Below are 21,298 nucleotides of genomic sequence, written 5' to 3' on the forward strand. Positions count from 1 at the left end.
GCGCAAGTTTACAAGCCGCTCACGCCGACTTGTGTGTAATGGAATGCATTCAACCCGCACCCCTCGCCATCACTTATACCGCAGCGCCTCCGCCGGCGCGAACCCTCGCGCTGCGCCAATAAGCGGAAGGCGTCACGAACCGAATGTCGAGCGCGCAGCCGAGTACCACGCCCGTCACCTTGCCGCCGTGCATGAGCAGCCCTGGGCCTCGGCGTACGGCGCCGCGCGCTTGACCGACGGATTGCGCAGCGATTCATCGGCGGTTCGCATCCAGTCCGGCATCGTTCCCGTCGGTGAGAAGATCTCGATGTGCGCGAGCACCGACAGCATGCGGTCGCGCACTTCGCTCCTGAACCCGTTCATGACGGACAGCAGGATGATCAGCGCGGCCACGCCGGGCGCGATGCCCGCCATCGACACCGCGGCGATGAACGAAACGAAGCCGTTGCCTGTCGCGCGCTTGCCGGCGCATGTATCGCGCAGCCCGATCTGCCATTCGTACTCGCGTTTCAAGGGGTGTTCTCTGATGGAAGGACGGGCGAGCGGCATGCGTCGACAGTCGGCGGGGCCGAAGCGTACTCCGCGTGCATCAACAGCGGCGCCACGGAATTTTCAGCTCGACGCGGGAGCCGCCGCTGCGCGATGCGGCGTGCCGCGCGTATTCGCCGTGAGCCCGGGCGCGGCGAATGCGTGCGCGGCAACGTAGACGCCATCAGGCGTGATACTGTGATGACGCCATGCGCTGTAGCGATCAGCCGGCGTAGCCAGGATCGGCACGAGTCGCTCACGGATACTGCTCGCAAATGAATGGTCTACCTTCGTCGCTTCCACGAGTCGGCAGCACCGAGTCGCTCTTTGCGGAGCCGCTCTCGTTTCTCGCACGAGCTCGCTCGCAGCACGGCGATGTCGTCGTCATGCGAGAGCGCGGCCCGATTTTCTCCCGCGCGAGCGATTGCAGCGGCGTGATAGCGGTATTCGGCGAGCATCGGCTTCGACAGATATTGACCGAGATAGACGATTTCGCGCTGCCGATGTCCGCGGCGGCGAAGTTGGCGTTGCCGAAAAATCTCGTCAACCTCAATCGCGGCTTGCACAGCATGCGCGAGCCGGAGCATGGCCGGCACAAGCGCCTCCTGACGGGAACGATCAACCGCGAGCTGTTCGACGCGCATCGAAACGGGATACGAGCGGCGTTGGATCGGCTGGGCGAAAGGCTGAAGGAAGACGGCCGGATTGCCGTGGTCAGCCGGATGCGCGAGCTGACCTCGGAGATGGCGTCGCATGTCTTTCTTGGGCCGCGGTGCCATGAAGAGGATGCCGAACTGGCTTTTCTATTAAGCGCTTATTTTACTTTGAGGCGCGAGGCGTCTTCGCTGAACGCGCGCGATCCTCATGTATACCGGGCCGAGCTGATCGGCGTCGGGCAGCAACTCGATCGCACGTTGCGGGAGCGTATCAGACGGTATCGGAATGGTCCCGCCGACGATCGGGCGGGGCTGCTGCGACGTCTGGCAACGGCTGGCCTGCCGGGTTCGCCCGCGCTTTCCGAGGACGAGATAGTCGGCCATGCCAACGTCATGTTCGTGTCGAGCACCGAGCCCGTCGCGATATCGCTGACATGGCTGCTGCTCGTTCTGTCGCAGTTGCCCGGCCTGAGACGCGCCCTGCGCGCGGAGATCGCCGGCCGCGCATCGTCGCCGACATCGCCGGGCGGCGCGCCATTGCTCGAGAACGTCGTCAACGAGACGCTCCGGCTCCTGACACCCAACGCGTTGATGGTCCGCGCGACGACGCGCGCGGTATCGCTGCAGGGCGTCGCGCTTCCGGCGCGTTGCGAGATCGTCGTGTGTCCGTTCCTCGCGCATCGCGAAGCCGGGCCGTTTCCGGACCCGCTCGCATTCTCGCCGTCCCGGTGGGAGACGGCCAGGCCGTCTCCGTACGAGTATTTTCCGTTCGGCGCCGGCGGTCACTTCTGCGCGGGGCGAAATCTCGCGCTATTGCTGATTCGCGAAGTGCTCTCGACACTGCTGTTGCGCTTCGATTTCGTTTTGGATGGCGAACAGTCCATCGACTGGCGCATTCATATCATGCTGATGCCGACCGGTGACCCGACGCTCATCGCGCATCCCGCCGATGAACGCCGTGACACGCCATCGCCGAAATGGCGCGGGCCGGCAACCGACCTGTTCCATTTCGCGCCGGGGCTTTCTTGACATTTACTAGGGCGCGTCCTTTAATCAGAAGCAAATCGGCATGCATGCCCATCGGGATTTTTCCAGTCATTGATCCGCATCGCGCTTTCCAAGGGTTATTCCGCGCTCACACGCTAAGCGGCGCGTTCCGCCTACAACACAGGAACAATCATGGCTACGAAACCCAAAAAAACAAAGGGCGTTTCTGTTTCCCTCGAAGGGAAGCTGCCCAAGATGACCCTGGAAATGCCGGTGGATGCGAGAAAGATCAAGGCCATCCAGAAATGCCTTGAAAACGGCAAGCTGACCATCACGGTGAGCAAGGTGGATCTCGCCGGCGGCCGCATGGGCGAGGGCTACCTGTACGACTGATTTCGGAGGGAAGCCGCGTTGCCGAACGTCATGCGTCTGGCGCGCGGTCACGCAATAGCGGGCGACAAACTCCGAGCTTCGGCAGTTCGACCTCAAAGGCGCGGGAAGCCTATGAAAGCTTTCGATCGCGACGCTTCGATGCCTTGGATCGGTCTGGCGTATGGGCCCGGAATGGCGGAATTCGCCGCACGGAATGCGCATCTCGTCGATTACATCGAAGTGCCGTTCGAGCAATTGCGATTCTCGCCGGCGGTTGCCGAGCTTCAGCAAACCATTCCGTTCGTTCTGCACTGCGCCAGCTTGTCCATTGCGGGATTCGTGCCGCCGGACGCTTCGACTGTCGACGCAATCGAACGCACGGCCGTGCAAACCGGCACGCCTTGGATAGGCGAACATCTCGCGTACATCTCGGCCGATCCCATTGGCGAAGAGCTGGGTGGGGCCGGCGAGCCCACGTCGTTGTCGTATACGTTGTGCCCTCAGTTGAGCGACGAGACGGTGCGGCGCGTCGTCGACAATCTCGCTGCGCTTCGTCCGCATTTTCCGGTTCCGCTGATCGTGGAAAATTCGCCTCAATACTTTCCCATACCGGGCAGCACGATGGGAATGGCGGACTTCATTCGTGCGATCGCGCAACGGTGCGACGCCGGTTTGCTCCTCGACCTGAGCCACTTTCTGATCACGGCTCACAACACGGGCGCCGATGTGCATCGGGAATTCGCCCGGCTTCCGCTGGAGCGCGTGGTCGAAGTCCACCTGTCCGGCATGAGCGTGCAGTCCGGCACGGCCTGGGACGACCACTCGCTGCCGGCGTCGCCGATCCTGTTCGAACTTCTCGAGCGCCTGCTCGCCGTGACGCGGCCGCGAGCGCTGACCTTCGAATACAACTGGTCGCCATACTTCCCGCTGTCCGTCCTGACGGCCCATATCGAGCGCGCACGCGAGTTGATGGGGCTCGCATGAACGCAAGGCAAATACACGCCCTGATCGCCGCCAGCGCCAGCAACCCGCAGCTCATCGCGCGTTGGCGGCAGCGTCCGGATCTGTTGCGCACCGCGGGAATCGAGCCGGACCAGCTTGATTTGCGCGTATTGGAAAATTTCGTCGGGTTGAGCCTGAAGGTGCGTCACAACGGCCTGCGTGGGGATTTTCCGCTGAGTTTCAGACTGCTGAGCGTAACCGGCCTCGAGATCGAGGTATTCGCCGCGTATGCGTCGAACTGCGCGCAAAGCGGCCATGCATTCGCCGCCACGCCGCGGGAGCGCGCGCGCGATCTGATTGCGTTTCTTGACAGATGGCTGGATCCCGCGCAACGAAATCACGCTCTGCTGTGGGACATCCTTCGCCACGAATATGCGCTTTCGTGCCTGCGGCAAGAAAGCGCCGCACCGCTTCCCGCCGCTGGCCTCGTCATTCGTTATCGGGCACGCGCGACGGGCGGCAGCATCCCGATGCTCAACGGCGCCGTCGCCCAGCACGTGATGCATTGCGATCCGGAGCGCCTGGCGGCGGTGTTGCGCCGGAAGGTGCCGGCGCTCGACACGGTGCCCGCCGCCGACACGTACTGCTGCTATTGGCGCTCCGCCGAAACGGGCGAAATCCGGTTTCTGCGGGTCGATGCGCTGGGCTACTTCGCAATCGAAGCGATCGACGGCAGACGATCTGCCGCCGACATCTGCGATCGGCTGCTCGGCGATCGTCGTCTGCTGCCGCAGTTCTTGAGGTCGCTCGACCAACTGGCCGGAATCGGGCTCGTGCGATTCGAGAGGCCGCCCGGAAGCGTCGCGGCATGAAATTGCTGCTCGTCGACAATCTCGTCATGCCGGAAGAGGGCTCGCTCGCCTATCTCGACGTGCATCCGCATCTCGGGCTGCTCGCGCTGGCCGCGGTCGCCGAGGCCGATGGCCATCGCGTGCAGATCTACGATCCGAAGCGACTGATCAGGGACGGCACGCTGGCTTACGATGCAACGCTTTACGAGCGGGCGAGCGACGCCGTGCTCGCCGAGCGTCCGGACGTGGTCGGCTTCACGGCGCTCGGCTGCAGTTTCCTGTTTGCCCTCAATGTCGCGGCGCTGCTGAAGCGGCGCGAGCCCGACTTGCCCGTTTTGCTCGGCGGGCCGCACGCGACGATGCTGCACCGGCAGATCCTCGAGCGATTCCCGCAGTTCGACGTCGTCGTCCGCTACGAAGCGGATGAAATCCTCCCCGCCGTGCTCGATTGCCTCGAGCGACGGACATTCGACGTGATCCCCGGTTTGAGCTGGCGCGCCACGGGCCGCGGTTCGCTGTTGCGATTCACCGACGGCAAGCCCAAGGTCGAGAACCTGGACTTGCTGCCGATCGCGTCGTACGACCATTATCCGATCGCCGAATTGGGCCTCTCGATGCTGCGTATCGAGGCCGGCCGCGGGTGTCCGTTCGCGTGCACATTTTGTTCGACAGCCGGCTTCTTTCAACGCAGCTTCCGCATCAAATCGGCCGAGCGCCTGGTTCGCGAACTGGACATCCTTCACCGGCGTTATCGCGTGTCGGACTTCAAGCTCGACCACGACATGTTCACCGTGAACCGCCACAAGGTGATGGAGTTTTGCGAGGCGGTCGCCGGGCGCGGCTATCGGTGGCGCGCGTCGGCGCGGATCGACTGCGTCGACGAAGCATTGTTGAAGAAGATGGCCGACGCGGGCTGCGTGAATCTTTATTTCGGCGTGGAGACTGGCTCCGCGCGCATGCAGAAAATCTGCCAGAAGCGACTGGACTTGCAACGGGTCGAGCCCATTCTGGCGGCGGCGGATTCGTTAGGAATCGAGACGACTGCTTCGTTCATTACCGGATATCCCCAGGAAACCGGGCAAGACCGGGACGACACGCTGGACATGATCGGGCGCTGCGCTCGACGGCCGTCCTGCCTCACGCAATTGCACATGCTCGCGCCGGAGCCCGGCACGCCGCTGTTCGACGAGCGCGGGGCGGAAATCGCCTACGATGGCTATGGCGGGCCTTACAACACGCGCCTGCTGAGTTCGTCGGACGAGCGCGAGGTGCTCGACCATCCCGAGATATTCCAAACCTACTATTACTACCCCGCCGCGCTGCCGCGTGCGGAATGCATCTTTGTGGTCGAGGCGGCGGATTTGCTGCGCCGGGTCGGGCCGGTCATCTTCGAATACGCATTGCGGGAATTCGGTGGGCGGCTGAGCCGGCTGATATCAGAGTGGCGGCACTTCGCCAACGAAACGTCGCCCGGCGCGGCTCCGGATGCGGCGGGGCTGGAAGCCTTCATCGCCGCGCGATTCGGCGGCGGCCATCACCTGCATTCGCTTTTCCGTTATGCGTTGCGGCTGTATGCGGCGCGCGCTCCGGCGGACGTCGTCGCCGAAGGGCCTTATGAGGCGGACCAGCCTTGCATACTGGCCGAAAACGTCGGCCTGCTGGAGGACATTCACAATTGCGAAGTATTGGTCGACCGGATCCGGCGATCGAACGAAGCTTCGCCGATGCTCGGCGACGCGGATGTCGGCGGGCTCGGAACCTATATCGTTCAAGGTCACGGCGAAGCCGCCACCGGCTATTGGGTGGAGTCCGGCATCGCGACGATTCTCGATCTGTTCAGATCGCCCCGTTCGTGCCGCGCCGTTGCGCAATGGCTGGCGGATGTCACCAGCAATGACGGCATAGACGCTTCGATCTTCGAGCCGCTGCTGCGCAGGGGCATCCTGGTCTCGGCCCGTTGACTCCATTTCGTCCATGGTGCGCCGGAAACTCGAACGCTGGTCCGCGCTGGATCTCGCAGAGGGCCTTCAACTGGCGCATGCCGTGGCCGCGCTGCAAGTGCTCGGCGTTCTGGACGCGATGAAGGAACCGGTGACGGCGCAAACGCTGAGCGACGGCCACGATCTCGATCCCGAGTTGTTGCGAGGCGTCCTCGAATACGCGGCATCGAGAACGAATCTGGTCTGCAAGACGGACCGCGGATTCACGATTTCCGAGCACTACACGGCGCAGGCGCGTTTCCTGCTGAACCTGTATGCCGGCGCTTACGCCGATAACGCTTCACGGCTGGCGACGCTGCTCCGGAGGCCGGCGCTGGCCGGCTCCATGATCGACCTCGTCGCGCACGCGCGCGCCTTCGACGCGAGCGAGGCCGGTGGAGGGGCGCTGGCCGCGATCGTCAGGCAATTGCGTCTCAATCACGTGCTGGATCTGGGATGTGGCGCCGGCGCGCTGCTGCGCGAGTTGGCAGCGGGCGATTGCGAATTCGTCGGCTGGGGATTGGATCGCAATCCCTCGATGTGCAGGGCGGCTCGGGTTCGAGCGCGGCAAGCGGGGCTCGCCACGCGCGTGAAGGTGTTCCATGGCGACGGCAGGAATCCGGGGGCGTCGATCCCGCCGCGCGTGGTGGCGCGCGTGCAGAACGTCGTCGCGAGCCAGTTCGTCAACGAGATGTTTCGCGGCGGCACATCGCGGGTGGAAACGTGGCTTAGGCGCATGCGGCGCCTGTTGCCCGGGCGCATGCTCATGATATCGGACTACTACGGTCGCCTCGGCCACGGCTTTCGAACGATGCACCGCGAGACGCTGCTGCACGACTATGTGCAGCTCATATCGGGGCAGGGCGTGCCGCCGCCCGATTCCGACGCGTGGTTGGCCGTTTATCGAGCTGCCGGCTGCCGGCCTCTGCACGTGATCGAAGACCGGACGGCTACGACACGCTTCGTTCACCTGGTGGGGCTGTAGGAGCGGGGCCGTTGCCGCCCGCCGAATGCGCCCGCGCCGGATGCGGCGCGAAGCACTTGCGCGGTCGGCCCGTCGTCGCGTCGCGGCCGTGAACGCCGGGCCGGGCGCAGAGCGTGTTGTCAACGGCGTGCTTCGGGATTCGCGATGCGCTCGCGATCGCGCGTCTCGTCGCTCGCTCGCACGCGCGCTGCGCCCCGTGCTTTCTCAGCGCGCGAGCGCGGCAAACCGGATCTTTCACGTCACCGCAACTGCACCGCCGCGAGGAACAGCACCATGCCGCCGATCGCGCCGTCGAGCACGCGCCACGCGAGCGCGCGCTTGAACCACGGCGCGAGCAATCGCGCGCCGTATCCAAGCGCGACGAACCACACCGCGCTGACGGCCATCGCGCCGATCGCGAACGCGCTGCGTGCGCCTTCCGGCTCGCGCGCGCCGGCCGTGCCGATCAGCAGGAACGTGTCCAGATAAACGTGCGGGTTGAGCCACGTGAATGCGAGCGTCATCAGCACGATCGTCCAGGCGCGCTGCGCGGGCGGCGCGACAGCCGCGCCCGTCGCGTCGAGCGTCTCGTGTCCGGGCTTGAATGCGCGGCGCAGCGCGCTCAGGCCGAACCACGCGAGATACGCGAGGCCGACATACAGCACCGCGTGAACGAAAGTCGGATAGCGCTCGACGAGCACCGACGCGCCGCCGACGCCCGCGCCGATCAGCAGCATGTCCGACAGCGTGCAGAGCAGCACGATCTTGCCGACGTGCGAGCGCATGATCCCCTGCCGGAGGATGAACGCGTTCTGCGCGCCGATGGTGACGATGAGCGATGCGCACAGCATCGCGCCGTGAGAGAAAGCGATCCAGTTCATGTTCGTTGCGGCTTCGGGCGGTGGACTAACGGAGCGGGAGGCGCTAGTCTGCGATGATCGCTTGAATCAGAAAAGCTAAATCATCTAATGCTGATTAAGGAAAACTGATGCTCGACTACGCGTTGCTCGATGCGCTTGCCGAAGTGATCCGTCACGGCTCGTTCGAACGGGCGGCAAAAGCGCTCAACGTGTCGCCTTCGGCGGTGTCGCAGCGCGTGAAGCTGCTGGAGGAGCGGGTGGGCAGCGTGCTCGTGAAGCGCGGGCAGCCGTGCGTCGCGACGACGTCGGGCGCGCTGCTGTGCCGCCACACCGAGCGGGTGCGCATGCTGGAGGCCGAGCTGTCCGGGCATATGCCCGCGTTTGCGGGCGCGGAAGCGGGGGCGTGGCCGACGCTGCGCGTCGCCGTCAACGACGACAGCGTCGCGACCTGGTTCGTCGACGCGGTCGGCCCGTTCTGCGCGGAAAGCGGCACGTTGCTCGATCTCGTGATCGACGATCAGGACTACACCGCGGAGCGGATTCGCGACGGCAGCGTGCAGGGCGCGGTGACGGCGCTCGCGGAGCCGATCCAGGGCTGCCGCTCGACGCGTCTCGGCCGGATGCGCTATCACGCGGTATGCTCGCCCGCGTTCCACGCGCGCTATTTCGGCAACGGCGTCAACCGCGACGCGCTGCGGCGCGCGCCATGCGTGATGTTCAATCCGAAGGACAGCCTGCAGGCGCGCTTCATCCGGCGCGTGACGCGCGTCGATCTCGATCCGCCGCAGCACTGGATTCCGCACGTCGCGGGCTATCTGCGCGCGTGCGAGGCGGGGCTCGGCTGGGGCATGTGTCCGGAGCGGATGGTCGAGCGCCAGATCGCCGCGGGCGAGCTCGTCGATTTGTCGGACGGAAGGAGCATCGACGTCGAGCTCTATTGGCAGAGCTGGCGATTGTCGATCGGCTGGCTGGACGAGTTCAGCGCGGCGCTCAAGGCGAGCGCCGCGCAGTATCTCGATTGATCAGTGGATTCGGCGAAGGGAAAGGGCGGACGCTTCGTGCCCGGTTACAGCCGGTGCAGGCCGTCGAAATCGACGATGCGGACCATCCGGCCGTGCATCTCGATCAGGCCGCGCTTGTGGAATTTCGACAGCGTGCGGCTGACCGTCTCGAGCGTCATGCCGAGATAGCTGCCGATGTCCTCGCGCGTCATCCGCAGGTTGAATTCGTTCGGCGAATAGCCGCGCTTCATGTAACGCGACGACACGTCGAGCAGGAACGCCGCGACGCGCTCCTCGGCGTTCAGCGAGCCGAGCACCATCGTCTGCGACGTCTCGCGGACGATCTGCTCGCTCATCAGCTTGTGCATCCGCAACTGCATCGTGCCCGCTTCCGAGCACAGCGTTTTCAGCGCGCTGTACGGAATCACGCAGACCGAGCTGTCTTCGAGCGCGACCGCGGTGCGCGGATGCGCGTCGTCGCAGATGCCGTCGAGGCCGAGCGCCTCGCCCGCGAGATGCAGGCCGGTGACCTGCTCGCGGCCGTCGTGGCGCGTCGCGATGGTCTTCAGCGATCCTGAGCGCACCGCGTACAGGCTGTCGAACGTGTCGCCCTCGCGGAACAGCGTTTCGCCGCGGCGGACCGGGCGGGCGGTGCAGATCACGGATTCGAGGCGTGCGAGCGCCTCCGGCGCGAGCCCCTGAGGCATGCAGAGATGACGCATCGCGCACGTCGAGCAGTGCGCGGCCTGACGCGGCGCCCACGTGCTGGAGGCATGGACGGGAGCCGCGGCGGCGGCAGGTCGGGCGACGGGCGTAAGCATGATGGATGGCTCTGAGGTTGAATCGGTAAAGCCATTGTCCCATCGTGGACTAAGCCTGTTTAGCGACAAAACGCCGCGACTCCCCGTGCGATTTCCTTGTTCGGCCGCAACGCGCGGTTGCGGCGAAACATCGCAGCCATTGCGTTTGGTCAGCTTTCCCGATCTTCCGGGTGCGCGGCGGCCGGGATCAACAGCACGGGCAGCGCCGAATGGCGCACGCACTGTTCGGCGACGCTGCCGAGCACGAGCCGTTTGAAACCGCGCCGGCCGTGCGTGCCGAGCACGAGCAGATCCGCGCCGAACGCTTTCGCGCCTTCGACGATGAGCGACGGCACGTCGGCGAGCGACGTCGCTTCGCCGACCTTCAGCGCGCCTCGCACGCCGGCCGCCTGCATTTTCTCCGCGAATTCCTTCGCGAGCTCGTTGCCCTGCTGGAGGAGCTGCGTGCGCAGGATCGACGGATCGTAGCCGGGCACGTTGTAATAGATCGCGGCGTTTTCCACGACGTAGAAGGGCTGCAGTTCCGCGCCGCTCGTCCTGGCGATGTCGAGCGCCGCGTCGAATGCGTGGCGTGCCGTTTCGCTGCCGTCGACTGCGACAAGAATGCGCTGATACATGATGTCTCCGTGGTGCAGTTGAGAAAAGATCGGCCGTTCGGCCGGTCGAGTTTGACGACGTCTTTTTACAAAGTAAACGATTACTGACCGAGGTGCGGCGAACTGACGCGGCGGAGTAAACGCGGCGCCGCATTTTTCCGGATTCGATCCGGCGCCGTCGATTTTTCGCGCGCGACCGGCATGCCGGCTGGCTCGATCGACGCCGCGCGCCGCGATGCCGTAATAGACTTGACCAGCTTGCCTACCGGCCGGCGCGGGTCGACGCTGGTTCGAAGCACATCGGGCGGGGGCCCGCTGCGCTCCGCGGGTCCGTTTCGCTCGACCGGAGAAGGAGGAGACATATGCCGTATGTTGCGCTCGAGGTGCTGACCGAGGACGCCAACCGGTACTCGCTGCCGGACCTGATCGGCGTTGGCGGCGCTTCGCCCGATGTGCCGCACGTCTGCGAAATGCTGTTCGCAGACGTGCAATGGCCGACGATCCAGGCCTATCTCGATCGGCAGGAGCTGCCTTACAAGTTTGCGATGCCGAGTACGGGGCGCAGGGTGGGACGGAACAACCCGTGTTGGTGAGCGTGACCGCTTTTTCGAAAGCGATGATCGCCAAACGCGCGCGGGGCCGCGATCCTCTGCCGGCGCTCGTGTCGCGCGGCGGTTCGAACGCATCGAGACGTCGATCTTCAAGGGCCTGCCGCATCCTCTTCTCATCGCGACAAAGAAGCGAGCCGACACATCGCACTGTTGCTTGCCACGGGCGTTCGCGTGCACGTCCGTTCGCCGGTCGTTCGCCAGTCGGCCGAGCAGCGCGCCGCCTCGTCTGGCACGATAATGCGATTCACGTGTGCCGGATCGGCGCGGCCCATCGAGCCGCCCGATCGTCCTGAACGTCCTGAATCGTCGGCCGGCGGCTCCCGCAGCGGCCCGCGCGCGCCGCCCGCGGCAAACTTTCCAATCCGGAGGAAGCATGCAGATCACTGGGGAGATGTTGATTGGCTCGGCCGCGGTGCGCGGCACCGAAGGCACGATGCGCGCTTGCGATCCGGCGCGAGGTATCGAGCTCGAGCCGGCGTTCGGCGCGGGCGGCGCGGGCGATGTCGACCGCGCGTGCCGCCTCGCGAACGCCGCGTTCGATTCGTTTCGCCAGACGCCGCTCGAGACGCGCGCGCGTTTTCTCGAGGCGGTGGCCGAGCGCATCGTAGGGCTTGGCGATCGATTGATCGAGCGCGCGCACGCGGAATCGGCGTTGCCCGTCACCCGCCTCGAAGGCGAGCGTGCGCGCACGGTCGGCCAGCTCAGGCTGTTCGCGTCGGTCGTGCGCGACGGCCGCTGGCTGAATGCGACGCTCGATTCCGCACTGCCCGAGCGCAAGCCGGTCCCGCGCGCCGATCTGCGCTTGCAGAAAATTCCGGTCGGCCCCGTCGCGGTGTTCGGCGCGAGCAACTTTCCACTCGCGTTCTCGGTGGCGGGCGGCGATACCGCGTCGGCGTTCGCGGCCGGCTGCCCGGTCGTCGCGAAGGCGCATCCCGCGCATCTCGGCACGTCGGAACTTGTCGGACGCGCGATCCGGCAGGCGGTTGCCGATTGCGGACTGCACGAAGGCGTGTTCTCGCTCGTCGTCGGCGCAGGCAACGCGATCGGCGAGGCGCTTGTCGCGCATCCTGCGATCCAGGCGGTCGGCTTCACCGGCTCGCGCGCGGGCGGCATCGCGCTGATGGGCATCGCCGCGCGGCGGCGCGAGCCGATTCCGGTCTTCGCGGAAATGAGCAGCATCAATCCGTTCTTCGTGTTGCCCGGCGCGTTGCGCGCGCGCGGCGCGAAGATCGCGCAAGGCTTCGTCGAATCGTTGACGCTCGGCGTCGGGCAGTTCTGCACGAACCCTGGGCTCGTCGTCGCGCTCGAAGGGCCCGACCTGAAGGCGTTCGTCGATGCGGCCGCGCAGGCACTTGCGCAAAAGGGCGCGCAGACGATGCTGACGTCGGGCATCGCGTCGTCGTACGAGAGTGCGGTCGCGGCGCGTCGTGCGGCGGCCGGCGTCAGCGAGGTCGCGCAAGGCGCGCGCAGCGACGCGCGGAACGCCGCGTTGCCCACGCTTTTCACGACGACGCAGACGCAATTCGTCCAGGACCCGCAGCTCGAAGCCGAGATCTTCGGGCCGACGTCGCTCGTCGTCGCGTGCCGCGACATCGGCGAGATGATCGCGCTTGCCGAGCACGTCGAAGGGCAACTGAGCGCGACGCTGCATCTCGAAGACGACGATGTCGATCTGGCGCGCAAACTGCTGCCGACGCTCGAGCGCCGCGCGGGCCGCATCGTCGCGAACGGCTATCCGACGGGCGTCGAGGTCGCGCACGCGATGGTGCACGGCGGGCCGTTTCCGGCGACGTCGGATTCGCGCAGCACGTCGGTCGGCGCGCTGGCGATCGAGCGCTTCCTGCGGCCCGTCTGCTATCAGGACCTGCCCGCGGCGCTGCTGCCCGACGCGCTCGCCGACGCGAATCCGCTCGGCCTCTGGCGCCTGCGCGACGGCCGGCTCGGCCAGGCGTGAGCGCGATGAACGAGATCGGCTCGCGACGTTATCCCGACCCTGCGGTGCGCGTGCTCGATCCGCGCTTCGGCGCGCTGCGGCTGGCGTCGGCATCCGTCGAATGTCTGTTTCAAGGTGCGCGCTGGTCCGAAGGGCCGGTGTGGTTCGGCGACGGCCGCTATTTGCTGTGGAGCGACATTCCGAACAATCGGATGCTGCGTTGGGACGAGCAGAGCGGCACGGTCGGCGTGTTTCGCCAGCCGTCGAACAACGCGAACGGCAACACGCGCGATCGCACAGGGCGGCTCGTCACATGCGAGCACCTGACGCGCCGCGTCACGCGCACCGAATACGACGGATCGATCACCGTGCTCGCCGAGCGTTGCGCGGGCAAGCGCTTCAATTCGCCGAACGACGTGATCGTGAAGTCCGACGGCTCGATCTGGTTCAGCGATCCGGATTTCGGCATCCAGAGCTTTTACGAAGGCGAGAAGCAGGAGTCCGAAGTGCCGGAGCGCGTCTATCGGATCGACCCGCACACGGGCGCGGCCGAAGTCGCCGTCGACGGCGTGCTCGGGCCGAACGGTCTCGCGTTTTCGCCGGACGAATCGGTGCTCTATGTCGTCGAATCGAAGGGGCGGCCGCGCACGATCCGGGCGTACGACGTCGCGGCCGACGGCAAGACGCTACGCAACGAACGCGTGCTGATCGACGCGGGGCAGGGCACGCCGGACGGCTTTCGAATCGACGTGAACGGCAACTTGTGGTGCGGCTGGGGAATGGGCACCGACGAGCTCGACGGCGTGCGCGTATTCACGCCCGAAGGCGTTGCGATCGGGCACATCGCGCTGCCCGAGCGTTGCGCGAACGTCTGCTTCGGCGGGCGGCACAGGAACCGGCTGTTCATGGCGGCGAGTCATGGCTTGTATTCGCTGTACGTGAACGTGCAAGGGGTGTCGGGCGGGTGAGCGCGAGTGCGTATCGACGTCGACGGATATCGACGTTGGTACCGATACCGATTTCGCATGCGGCGTGAGGACCGATGGCGTTGCATCGAGGCCGTGGCGAGACGCGCGACGATCGCGCGGCTTGCGTATTCAAACGCCCGAATCAAACGCTTGGCCGGGTCAGACACGTAGGCGCACGAACGTCTTGATGGGCGACTGCAAACGCGGCCGAGCTGCCGTGCGGAGACTGTGCGGCGATAACGATCGCTCGCGGCACGAACCGCCGCCGCGTCGGTACGCGCGTGCCGACGACGTCAAGCCGCCATCACATCGGCATCGACATCGGCTTCAACGCGAAACCGGCGCGAGCTCGACGATGCGCCCCGGCCGGCGCGGCGGATGATAAGACGACGGGAACTCGTCGTCCGCGCGCGCATCGCGTGACGCGGCGGCGTCGAACCCTTTGTCGACGACCGTGTAGCCCGCCCGCAGCGCGAACTGCGGACGATTGCCGCCGGGCCGGCTGTCGAAGCCGGCGAAGCCGTCGGGCGTCTCGGGCATCGCATTGTCGAGCGACGCGTTGCTCGTCGTGATCTGGTCAGGAGAAATCGGCCCGCCGCTCGCGATGCGGGCGGCTTCGCGGTTCTTGCCATCGGTGTCGACGGTGCTGTCGTGCGTCGCGTCGTTGTACAGCTCGGCGCTGCGCGGATGCGCGCGGCCGCCATCGGCGGGCGTCTTGCGTTCGAACGGATTCATCGCTGTCATCCCGGCGGCGCGACGCCCGGACCTTCGAAGAGCCGTTCCGGGCAACACGGAAAAGGATGCGCGTGCGAGCGCCGCTGCCGCACCGCGCGTCGCGCTTTCCAAATAATTATTTCAGCTAGAAGACGCGTTTCCTACAGAGTATGATTCTTTTCCGACAAGCGGTGCGCGACATTCGGCGCACCCGCTTCCACCCGCATCGGGCGCCGCGGCATCCTTAACGGACGGGTAGCGAAGAAGAAGGTAAAGGGGACTTAAGGTGGGCGGACTTATGCACTCTACGACTACTGCATTCACGCATCGCGGGTATCTGTTGAACTGCGCGCCGGCGCGCGCGAGCGACGGCTCCTTCCAGCCCTACGTCGTCATCTCGCGATCGAGCGACGGCGAACTGGTTGCGAATCGCTTCTTTCCCTCCGATCTGCATTTCAACGACGAAGACGCGGCGATCGCGCATGCGCGCGATTGGGCCGTCCGATGGATCGACGCGAGCAGTCTCACCATTTAGGACGGCGCGGCGACGCGCACTCCGCTGACACGGCAAAAACGCGGTAATCTTGCGGAACCCGTCACTTTTATCAGGCGGCCGTATGCGCAAGCGCGGCCGTGCGTTTTTGCCTATGTCGAAATCCGCCCGAAACTGGGGCCTCGAACAGATCGTCGCCGACCTGCGTGAATCGCGCGAGAAGCTGCACCGCACGCGCCATCCGCGAGGCATTCGCGAGTTGCCGTCGCGCGATGCGATCTGCACGATCGTGTCGGGCTTGCGCGCGTCGATGTTCCCGACGCATTACGGCGCGCCCGATCTGACCGACGAGACCGTCGACTACTACGTCGGCCATACGCTCGAAAGCACGCTGCGCCTGCTCGCCGAGCAGATTCGCCGCGCGCTGCGGTTCCTGCCCGAGCACGCGGAGACGCCGCTTGCGGTGCTCGACGAACGCGCGTTCGAGATCGCGCGCGAGTTCGGCACGCAGTTGCCCCGCATCCGCGCGCTCCTCGTCAGCGACATCCAGGCCGCATACACCGGCGATCCGGCCGCGCAGCACATCACCGAAATCCTGCTCTGCTATCCGGGCGTGCTCGCGATGATGCACCACCGGCTTGCCCATGCGCTGTATCGGCTCGGCGTGCCGCTGCTCGCACGCTTCATCAACGAGATCGCGCACTCGGCGACGGGCATCGACATCCATCCGGGCGCGCAAATCGGCTCGAGCTTCTTCATCGACCACGGCACGGGCGTCGTGATTGGCGAGACCGCGATCATCGGCGAGCGCGTGCGCGTCTATCAGGCGGTCACGCTCGGCGCGAAGAGCTTTCCCGCCGACGGCGACGGGATGCTCGTCAAGGGCAACGCGCGGCATCCGGTCGTCGAGGACGATGTGGTCATCTATGCGGGCGCGACGATCCTCGGCCGCGTGACGATCGGCAAGGGCTCGGTGATCGGCGGCAACGTGTGGCTCACGCACAGCGTGCCGCCCGGCAGCAGCGTCGCGCAGGGGAAGATTCGCGAGAGCGACAAGGATCAGGCCGAGAAGGACTGAGCGGGCGGCGCGGTTGCCGCTTGCCGCTGTCGCACCGAATCAATGCTTGCCGGCCGGCGACCGGTGCTTGTACAGCACGTCCTGATCGACGCGGATCAGATTCTGTCCCGCGTCGACGACGAAATCGGCGCCGTTGTACGCAGGCCCCGTCAACAGCAGGATCGCGTCCGCGACGTCGTTCGGTCCGGCGATCCGCGCAAGCGGCGTCGATGCGCGGCTCGCGTGCTCGAAATCGGCGGGCGTCTGATCGTCGCTCGGCAGCATCAATCCAGGAAACACCGCGTTCACGCGCAGCACCGGGCTCGCCGACAGCGCGAGCATCTGCGTGAGATTGCCGAGCGCCGCTTTCGCGACCGTGTAGCTGAAGTGGTCGCGATGGAAGTTTTCCTTGATCTTCTGATCGACGACGTTGATCACGACGCCCTGCGCGAGCGCCGCCTTCGCACGCTCGTAGTACGCGCGCGTCAGCAGGACCGGTGCGCGGCAGTTGATCGCCCACGCGTTGTCGAATGCGGCGAGATCGAAGCTCGGCAGATGGTCCTGCCAGAACACGGACGCGTTGTTCACGAGCACGTCGAGACGGCCGAAGCGCGCGTAGACCGCATCGACGAGCTGCGTGATCGCCTCCGCGTGCGCGAGGTCCGCCTGCAGCGCGACGGCTTCGCCGCCCGACGATTCGATCTCGCGCACGACCGCCTGCGCGGCGTCGGCCGAGCGGTCGTAGTGCACCGCTACGCGATAGCCTCGCGCGGCGAAGCGCAACGCGAACGCCCGGCCCGCGCGCCGCGCGGCGCCCGTCACGAGCACGACGGGCGGGGTGGCTGATTTCATGCTCGGCTGCATTTACGTATTCGTCAGGTTGACCGAGGAAGGGTTCGCGACGATCGACAGGAATTCGCGGCGCGTCGTCGGATCGGAGCGGAACGTGCCGAGCATCCGCGACGTCACCATCTCGACGCCGGGCTTGTGGATGCCGCGCGTCGAGATGCACTGGTGCGCGGCCTCGAGAATCACGCCGACGCCTTTCGGCTGCAGCACGTCGAACAGCGTGTCGGCGATCTGCACCGTCATCTTTTCCTGGATCTGCAGGCGCTTCGCGAACGCATCGACGAGACGCGCGAGCTTCGAGATGCCGACGACGCGATGATTCGGCAGATACGCGACGTGCGCGCGGCCGATGATCGGCACCATATGATGCTCGCAATAGCTTTCGAAGCGGATATCCTTCAGCACGATCATCTCGTCGTAGCCGTCGACTTCGCTGAACGTGCGCGCAAGAATGTCGCGCGGCTCGAGCGCGTAGCCGACGAAGAATTCTTCGTATGCGCGGACGACGCGCGCCGGCGTGTCGACGAGACCTTCGCGTTCCGGATCGTCGCCCGCCCAGCGCAGCAGCACGCGAACGGCCGCTTCGGCTTCGTCGCGGCTCGGCCGGTTCGCCGGCGCGCTCGTGCGGGCCGCCTCACGGGCGGCCCGCTTGCCTGCCGCCTTGCTCGCGGTCTTTCCTTTAGCCATATGCTCTGAACTCCATGAAGACCGCTGATGCTGCGGCCGGTCGATCATTGTTTCATGCTTTCGCCGCGAGCGTGCGCTGCGGCTCGCGTTTGCAAACGACGGGCGAGCGTGGCCGCACGCGCCGCTTGCGGTTGCCGCTCGCCGTCACTTCGGCCATTCGTCGAGCGCATCGTTGAACAGCCCGGCGACGACGCCGCGCAGCCACGCGATGCTCGGATCGTTGTGGAACTTGCGATGCCAATGCTGCTTCAGGTCGAAGCGCGGCAACGGCAGCGGCGGCTCGACGAGCGTGATCGATGCGTGCTCGGTTGCATACGCATAGCCGATCGCGTGCGGGACGGTCGCGATCAGATCGGTGCGGCTCAGGATGAACGGCAGGCTCATGAAATGCGGCGTCTCGAGCACCGCCCGGCGCGCGAGCCGCCGCTTCGCCAGATACTGCTCGAGCACTTCCTGGCTGCGGCCTTCCGCGCGCACGACCGCGTGGCCGCACGCGAGGAACCGCTCGAGTGTGAGCGGCCGCTCGGCGAGCGGGTGGCCGCGCCGCAGCAGGCAGATGAAGCGGTGCGTGAAGAGCCGCTGCTGAAAGAAGTTCGTGCCGCCGAGATCCGGAAAGTAGCCGACCGCGAGATCGATGCCGCCGTCCTCGAGCGCGTGCGCGACTTGCGCGTGCGACAGCGATGCCGAGCGCAGGTTCGCGTGCGGTGCGCGTTCCGCGAACGCCTGCAGCAGCCTCGGCAGGAACACGATCTCGCCGACGTCGGACAACGCGATCGAGAACGTGCGCGCGCTCTTCGCCGGATCGAAGTCGTGCGGCGCGCCGAGGCCGCGCTCGATGCTCGCGAGCGCGTCGCGCGCGGCCGGAATCAGTGCGAGCGCGCGAGGCGTCGGCTCCATGCCGCGCGAGGTCCGCACGAACAGCGGATCGCCGAAGTGCTCGCGCAGCCGCCCGAGCGCGGCGCTCACGCGCGGCTGGCTCACGCCTAGCAACTCGCCCGCGCGGCTCACATTGCGCGTCTCGTTGAGCACGACCAGATAAGGAATCAGGTTCAGATCGAGATCAGGCATCGCATCACTACTATTGGATATCCATATAGAACTTATCTCCTAAATTACATTACTGCATAGTCGGGATAGCGCTGACAATCTGTTCGCTATTCGAATCAATGTTCACATTACATGCGACCGGAGTGCGAAGCGCGGGGCCGGAGTCAGTGCGGACAGAAGCACCGACTCCGGCCGACATAAGCGCCAAAGCGCCGACGCCGATCGACACAGGAGACGAACAATGCGCACGCAAGTCGCGATCATCGGCGCCGGCCCGTCCGGCCTGCTGCTTTCCCATCTGCTCCGTCTGCAAGGCATCGACGCCGTCGTGCTCGAAGCGCGCTCGCGCGAATACTGCGAGAACCGGATTCGCGCCGGCGTGCTCGAGCAGGGCACCGTCGACACGCTGAACGAAGCGGGCCTGGGCGCGCGGATGCGGCGCGAGGGGCTCGTTCATCGCGGCATCGAACTGCTGTTCGACGGCCGCCGCCACCGGATCGACTTCGGTGTGTTGACGCCCGGCAGAGCGATCACCGTGTACAGCCAGCACGAAGTCGTGCGCGACCTGATCGCGGCCGCGCTCGAAAACGGCCAGCCGATCCATTTCGACGTGCGCGACGTCGCGCTGCACGGCGTCGCAACCGATCGGCCTTCGGTGACGTTCACGCACGCGGACGGCCGCACCGACCGGATCGATTGCGGCTACATCGCCGGCTGCGACGGCTTTCACGGCGTCGCGCGCCAGACGATCCCGGCCGAACGGCTGCGCACGTTCGAGCGCGTGTATCCGTACGCGTGGCTCGGCATCCTTGCCGATGCGGCGCCGTCGCTCGACGAGCTCGTCTATGCGCACCACGCGCGCGGCTTCGCGCTGTTCTCGATGCGCTCGCCGACCGTCACCCGACTGTACCTGCAATGCCGGCCCGACGAGAACCTGGCCGAATGGCCGGATGCGCGGATCTGGGAAGAGCTGCGCACGCGTTTCGAAAACGAAGGCGGCTGGACGCCGAACGAAGGCCGCATCACGCAGAAGAGCGTGACGCCGATGCGCAGCTTCGTGTCGGAGACGATGCAGTACGGCCGGCTGTTTCTCGCGGGCGATGCCGCGCACATCGTGCCGCCGACGGGCGCGAAGGGGATGAATCTCGCGGTCGCCGACGTTCGGGCGCTCTCGCGCGCGCTGGGCGCGCGCTACCGCGACGGGCAAGACGATCTGCTCGATGCCTACTCGTCAACCTGTCTGGAACGGATATGGCGCGCCGAGCATTTTTCGTATTGGATGACGAATATGCTGCATCCGTCGGTCGACGATTCGCCGTTCGTCAATCGGCTGAAGCGCGCCGAGCTCAAGTACGTGACGCGTTCGCGCGCGGCCGCGCAGTCTCTCGCGGAGAACTACGTCGGCTTGCCGTTCGACGATGCGGCGGGCATCGCGTCATCGTTCGACGAGGTCGCCGCAGCGTGAGCGCGTCGCGCCGCAACCGCGGACACGGGGCCGGCTGGCGTTGCCTTGACAATCGTGCGCACGCGCCTCTATGATCGGCAAACCGTTCGCTAATCGAATCTGAGTTCGTAATTAGAACAAATCGGATCGTCTGGCGAAGCGCGCAGTTTCTCGCGCGAACGCGTGCCGCGACGGGCGCGTGCGCGCGGATTCGCATAGGAAGAGACATGGTCAACAAGATTTTCGATTCCCTCCAGTCGGCGGTGGCCGATGTCCACGACGGCGCGACGATCATGATCGGCGGCTTCGGCACGGCCGGGATGCCCGCCGAACTGATCGACGCGCTGATCGCGCAGGGCGCGCGCGACCTGACGATCGTCAACAACAACGCCGGCAACGGCGAGACGGGCCTCGCCGCGCTGCTGAAGGCGAAGCGCGTGCGCAGGATCATCTGTTCGTTCCCGCGTCAGGCCGATTCGCAGGTGTTCGACGCGCTGTATCGCGCGGGCGAGATCGAGCTCGAGCTGGTGCCGCAAGGCAATCTCGCCGAGCGGATTCGCGCGGCGGGCGCCGGCATCGGCGGCTTCTTCTCGCCGACGGGCTACGGCACGAAGCTCGCCGAAGGCAAGGAAACGCGCGTGATCGACGGCAAGCACTACGTGTTCGAGACGCCGATCCACGCGGATTTCGCGCTCGTGAAGGCGCACCAGGGCGACCGCTGGGGCAACCTCGTCTATCGAAAGACCGCGCGCAACTTCGGGCCGGTGATGGCGATGGCCGCGAAGACGTCGATCGTGCAGGTGTCGGAAGTCGTGCCGCTCGGCGCGCTGAATCCCGAGCACATCGTGACGCCCGGCATCTTCGTGCAGCGCATCGTCGAAGTGCCGCAGGCCGCGCATGCGGCCGAGCTGGCCGCCGAGCGCGCCGCCTGAATCCCC

Annotated in this window: 21 protein-coding genes and 1 pseudogene; 14 read left to right on the forward strand and 8 right to left on the reverse strand. The window is 66.0% G+C overall.

Annotated elements, in window-relative coordinates:
• Positions 1-201 precede the first annotated feature (201 nt).
• Positions 202-513: pseudogene (locus WT16_RS23895) on the reverse strand (ABC transporter permease); the annotation flags it as partial.
• A gap of 290 nt (positions 514-803) precedes the next feature.
• Between WT16_RS23895 and WT16_RS23900 the strand changes: the two are divergent.
• The 6 genes from WT16_RS23900 to WT16_RS23925 all read left to right on the forward strand — a co-directional run bounded on the left by WT16_RS23900 (position 804) and on the right by WT16_RS23925 (position 7,300).
• On the forward strand, positions 804-2,213 hold the full coding sequence (locus WT16_RS23900; protein WP_063534375.1) for a cytochrome P450: 1,410 nt from the start codon (positions 804-806) through the stop codon (positions 2,211-2,213).
• 150 nt (positions 2,214-2,363) lie between these two features.
• A complete protein-coding gene (locus WT16_RS23905; protein WP_063534376.1) occupies positions 2,364-2,564 on the forward strand; it encodes a hypothetical protein in 201 nt (66 codons plus the stop codon).
• Between the two features lie 111 nt (positions 2,565-2,675).
• Positions 2,676-3,527 (forward strand): DUF692 family multinuclear iron-containing protein, encoded by an 852-nt coding sequence (locus WT16_RS23910; RefSeq protein ID WP_063534377.1) that lies wholly within the window; start codon positions 2,676-2,678, stop codon positions 3,525-3,527.
• Positions 3,524-4,357 carry a hypothetical protein gene (locus WT16_RS23915; RefSeq protein ID WP_009914072.1) on the forward strand — a complete coding sequence of 278 codons (834 nt, stop codon included), beginning with the start codon at positions 3,524-3,526 and terminating at the stop codon, positions 4,355-4,357. The genes WT16_RS23910 and WT16_RS23915 overlap by 4 nt, the downstream gene beginning before the upstream one ends.
• Positions 4,354-6,297, forward strand: a complete 1,944-nt coding sequence (locus WT16_RS23920) for a radical SAM protein (protein ID WP_063534378.1) — start codon at positions 4,354-4,356, stop codon at positions 6,295-6,297. The genes WT16_RS23915 and WT16_RS23920 overlap by 4 nt, the downstream gene beginning before the upstream one ends.
• Before the next feature lie 13 nt (positions 6,298-6,310).
• On the forward strand, positions 6,311-7,300 hold the full coding sequence (locus tag WT16_RS23925) for a class I SAM-dependent methyltransferase (RefSeq protein WP_063534379.1): 990 nt from the start codon (positions 6,311-6,313) through the stop codon (positions 7,298-7,300).
• A gap of 239 nt (positions 7,301-7,539) precedes the next feature.
• Here the strand turns inward: WT16_RS23925 and WT16_RS23930 are convergent, their stop codons facing one another.
• Positions 7,540-8,160 carry a LysE/ArgO family amino acid transporter gene (locus WT16_RS23930; RefSeq protein ID WP_063534380.1) on the reverse strand — a complete coding sequence of 207 codons (621 nt, stop codon included), beginning with the start codon at positions 8,158-8,160 and terminating at the stop codon, positions 7,540-7,542.
• 107 nt (positions 8,161-8,267) lie between these two features.
• Between WT16_RS23930 and WT16_RS23935 the strand changes: the two genes are divergently transcribed.
• Positions 8,268-9,161, forward strand: coding sequence for a LysR family transcriptional regulator ArgP (locus WT16_RS23935; protein ID WP_006028391.1), 894 nt, complete (start codon positions 8,268-8,270; stop codon positions 9,159-9,161).
• A 44-nt stretch (positions 9,162-9,205) separates the two neighbouring features.
• Here WT16_RS23935 and fnr read toward each other — a convergent pair whose 3' ends face one another.
• Both fnr and WT16_RS23945 read right to left on the reverse strand, forming a co-directional pair.
• Positions 9,206-9,961: a fumarate/nitrate reduction transcriptional regulator Fnr gene (gene fnr, locus WT16_RS23940; protein ID WP_009914074.1), complete on the reverse strand. Its 756-nt coding sequence runs from the start codon at positions 9,959-9,961 to the stop codon at positions 9,206-9,208.
• Between the two features lie 149 nt (positions 9,962-10,110).
• Positions 10,111-10,578, reverse strand: coding sequence for a universal stress protein (locus WT16_RS23945; RefSeq protein WP_006028393.1), 468 nt, complete (start codon positions 10,576-10,578; stop codon positions 10,111-10,113).
• 341 nt (positions 10,579-10,919) lie between these two features.
• Here WT16_RS23945 and WT16_RS23950 point away from each other — a divergent pair, with 341 nt between their 5' ends.
• From WT16_RS23950 to WT16_RS23960, 3 genes are all read left to right on the forward strand, one after another.
• Positions 10,920-11,150: a hypothetical protein gene (locus WT16_RS23950; RefSeq protein ID WP_009914076.1), complete on the forward strand. Its 231-nt coding sequence runs from the start codon at positions 10,920-10,922 to the stop codon at positions 11,148-11,150.
• Positions 11,151-11,541: 391 nt separating this feature from the next.
• A complete protein-coding gene (locus WT16_RS23955) occupies positions 11,542-13,122 on the forward strand; it encodes an aldehyde dehydrogenase (NADP(+)) (RefSeq protein ID WP_015603127.1) in 1,581 nt (526 codons plus the stop codon).
• Between the two features lie 5 nt (positions 13,123-13,127).
• The gene (locus WT16_RS23960; protein ID WP_009914079.1) at positions 13,128-14,069 is read left to right on the forward strand and encodes an SMP-30/gluconolactonase/LRE family protein; all 942 of its coding nucleotides are present in this window, start codon (positions 13,128-13,130) and stop codon (positions 14,067-14,069) included.
• Positions 14,070-14,396: 327 nt separating this feature from the next.
• Here the strand turns inward: WT16_RS23960 and WT16_RS23965 are convergent, their stop codons facing one another.
• Positions 14,397-14,813, reverse strand: coding sequence for a DUF3005 domain-containing protein (locus tag WT16_RS23965; RefSeq protein ID WP_006028397.1), 417 nt, complete (start codon positions 14,811-14,813; stop codon positions 14,397-14,399).
• Between the two features lie 268 nt (positions 14,814-15,081).
• Here WT16_RS23965 and WT16_RS23970 point away from each other — a divergent pair, with 268 nt between their 5' ends.
• Both WT16_RS23970 and epsC read left to right on the forward strand, forming a co-directional pair.
• Positions 15,082-15,318, forward strand: coding sequence for an HlyU family transcriptional regulator (locus tag WT16_RS23970; RefSeq protein WP_009914080.1), 237 nt, complete (start codon positions 15,082-15,084; stop codon positions 15,316-15,318).
• Between the two features lie 112 nt (positions 15,319-15,430).
• Positions 15,431-16,354 carry a serine O-acetyltransferase EpsC gene (epsC, locus tag WT16_RS23975; protein WP_006028399.1) on the forward strand — a complete coding sequence of 308 codons (924 nt, stop codon included), beginning with the start codon at positions 15,431-15,433 and terminating at the stop codon, positions 16,352-16,354.
• A gap of 39 nt (positions 16,355-16,393) precedes the next feature.
• Here the strand turns inward: epsC and WT16_RS23980 are convergent, their stop codons facing one another.
• From WT16_RS23980 to WT16_RS23990, 3 genes are all read right to left on the reverse strand, one after another.
• Positions 16,394-17,197 carry an SDR family oxidoreductase gene (locus WT16_RS23980; protein ID WP_006028400.1) on the reverse strand — a complete coding sequence of 268 codons (804 nt, stop codon included), beginning with the start codon at positions 17,195-17,197 and terminating at the stop codon, positions 16,394-16,396.
• Positions 17,198-17,869, reverse strand: coding sequence for a GTP cyclohydrolase I FolE (gene folE / locus WT16_RS23985; protein WP_006028401.1), 672 nt, complete (start codon positions 17,867-17,869; stop codon positions 17,198-17,200).
• Positions 17,870-18,013: 144 nt separating this feature from the next.
• On the reverse strand, positions 18,014-18,937 hold the full coding sequence (locus WT16_RS23990) for a LysR family transcriptional regulator (protein ID WP_063534381.1): 924 nt from the start codon (positions 18,935-18,937) through the stop codon (positions 18,014-18,016).
• A gap of 220 nt (positions 18,938-19,157) precedes the next feature.
• Here WT16_RS23990 and pobA point away from each other — a divergent pair, with 220 nt between their 5' ends.
• Together pobA and WT16_RS24000 are read left to right on the forward strand one after the other, a co-directional pair.
• On the forward strand, positions 19,158-20,381 hold the full coding sequence (pobA, locus tag WT16_RS23995; protein ID WP_063534382.1) for a 4-hydroxybenzoate 3-monooxygenase: 1,224 nt from the start codon (positions 19,158-19,160) through the stop codon (positions 20,379-20,381).
• A 206-nt stretch (positions 20,382-20,587) separates the two neighbouring features.
• Positions 20,588-21,292, forward strand: coding sequence for a 3-oxoacid CoA-transferase subunit A (locus WT16_RS24000; RefSeq protein ID WP_059933612.1), 705 nt, complete (start codon positions 20,588-20,590; stop codon positions 21,290-21,292).
• Positions 21,293-21,298: the final 6 nt, after the last annotated feature.

Origin of the sequence: Burkholderia sp. MSMB1589WGS (assembly GCF_001636105.1) — a bacterium.
Lineage (GTDB): Bacteria > Pseudomonadota > Gammaproteobacteria > Burkholderiales > Burkholderiaceae > Burkholderia > Burkholderia humptydooensis.

Coding starts and splice junctions, on each gene's coding strand:
- WT16_RS23960 (WP_009914079.1), top strand. CDS start 13,128: ATGAACGAGATCGGCTCGCGACGTTATCCCGACCCTGCGGTGCGCGTG.
- pobA (WP_063534382.1), top strand. CDS start 19,158: ATGCGCACGCAAGTCGCGATCATCGGCGCCGGCCCGTCCGGCCTGCTG.
- WT16_RS23950 (WP_009914076.1), top strand. CDS start 10,920: ATGCCGTATGTTGCGCTCGAGGTGCTGACCGAGGACGCCAACCGGTAC.
- folE (WP_006028401.1), bottom strand. CDS start 17,869: ATGGCTAAAGGAAAGACCGCGAGCAAGGCGGCAGGCAAGCGGGCCGCC.
- WT16_RS23935 (WP_006028391.1), top strand. CDS start 8,268: ATGCTCGACTACGCGTTGCTCGATGCGCTTGCCGAAGTGATCCGTCAC.
- WT16_RS23970 (WP_009914080.1), top strand. CDS start 15,082: ATGCACTCTACGACTACTGCATTCACGCATCGCGGGTATCTGTTGAAC.
- WT16_RS23905 (WP_063534376.1), top strand. CDS start 2,364: ATGGCTACGAAACCCAAAAAAACAAAGGGCGTTTCTGTTTCCCTCGAA.
- WT16_RS23910 (WP_063534377.1), top strand. CDS start 2,676: ATGAAAGCTTTCGATCGCGACGCTTCGATGCCTTGGATCGGTCTGGCG.
- WT16_RS24000 (WP_059933612.1), top strand. CDS start 20,588: ATGGTCAACAAGATTTTCGATTCCCTCCAGTCGGCGGTGGCCGATGTC.
- WT16_RS23990 (WP_063534381.1), bottom strand. CDS start 18,937: ATGCCTGATCTCGATCTGAACCTGATTCCTTATCTGGTCGTGCTCAAC.
- WT16_RS23980 (WP_006028400.1), bottom strand. CDS start 17,197: ATGCAGCCGAGCATGAAATCAGCCACCCCGCCCGTCGTGCTCGTGACG.
- WT16_RS23900 (WP_063534375.1), top strand. CDS start 804: ATGAATGGTCTACCTTCGTCGCTTCCACGAGTCGGCAGCACCGAGTCG.
- WT16_RS23925 (WP_063534379.1), top strand. CDS start 6,311: ATGGTGCGCCGGAAACTCGAACGCTGGTCCGCGCTGGATCTCGCAGAG.
- WT16_RS23965 (WP_006028397.1), bottom strand. CDS start 14,813: ATGACAGCGATGAATCCGTTCGAACGCAAGACGCCCGCCGATGGCGGC.
- WT16_RS23915 (WP_009914072.1), top strand. CDS start 3,524: ATGAACGCAAGGCAAATACACGCCCTGATCGCCGCCAGCGCCAGCAAC.
- WT16_RS23945 (WP_006028393.1), bottom strand. CDS start 10,578: ATGTATCAGCGCATTCTTGTCGCAGTCGACGGCAGCGAAACGGCACGC.
- WT16_RS23955 (WP_015603127.1), top strand. CDS start 11,542: ATGCAGATCACTGGGGAGATGTTGATTGGCTCGGCCGCGGTGCGCGGC.
- fnr (WP_009914074.1), bottom strand. CDS start 9,961: ATGCTTACGCCCGTCGCCCGACCTGCCGCCGCCGCGGCTCCCGTCCAT.
- WT16_RS23930 (WP_063534380.1), bottom strand. CDS start 8,160: ATGAACTGGATCGCTTTCTCTCACGGCGCGATGCTGTGCGCATCGCTC.
- WT16_RS23920 (WP_063534378.1), top strand. CDS start 4,354: ATGAAATTGCTGCTCGTCGACAATCTCGTCATGCCGGAAGAGGGCTCG.
- epsC (WP_006028399.1), top strand. CDS start 15,431: ATGTCGAAATCCGCCCGAAACTGGGGCCTCGAACAGATCGTCGCCGAC.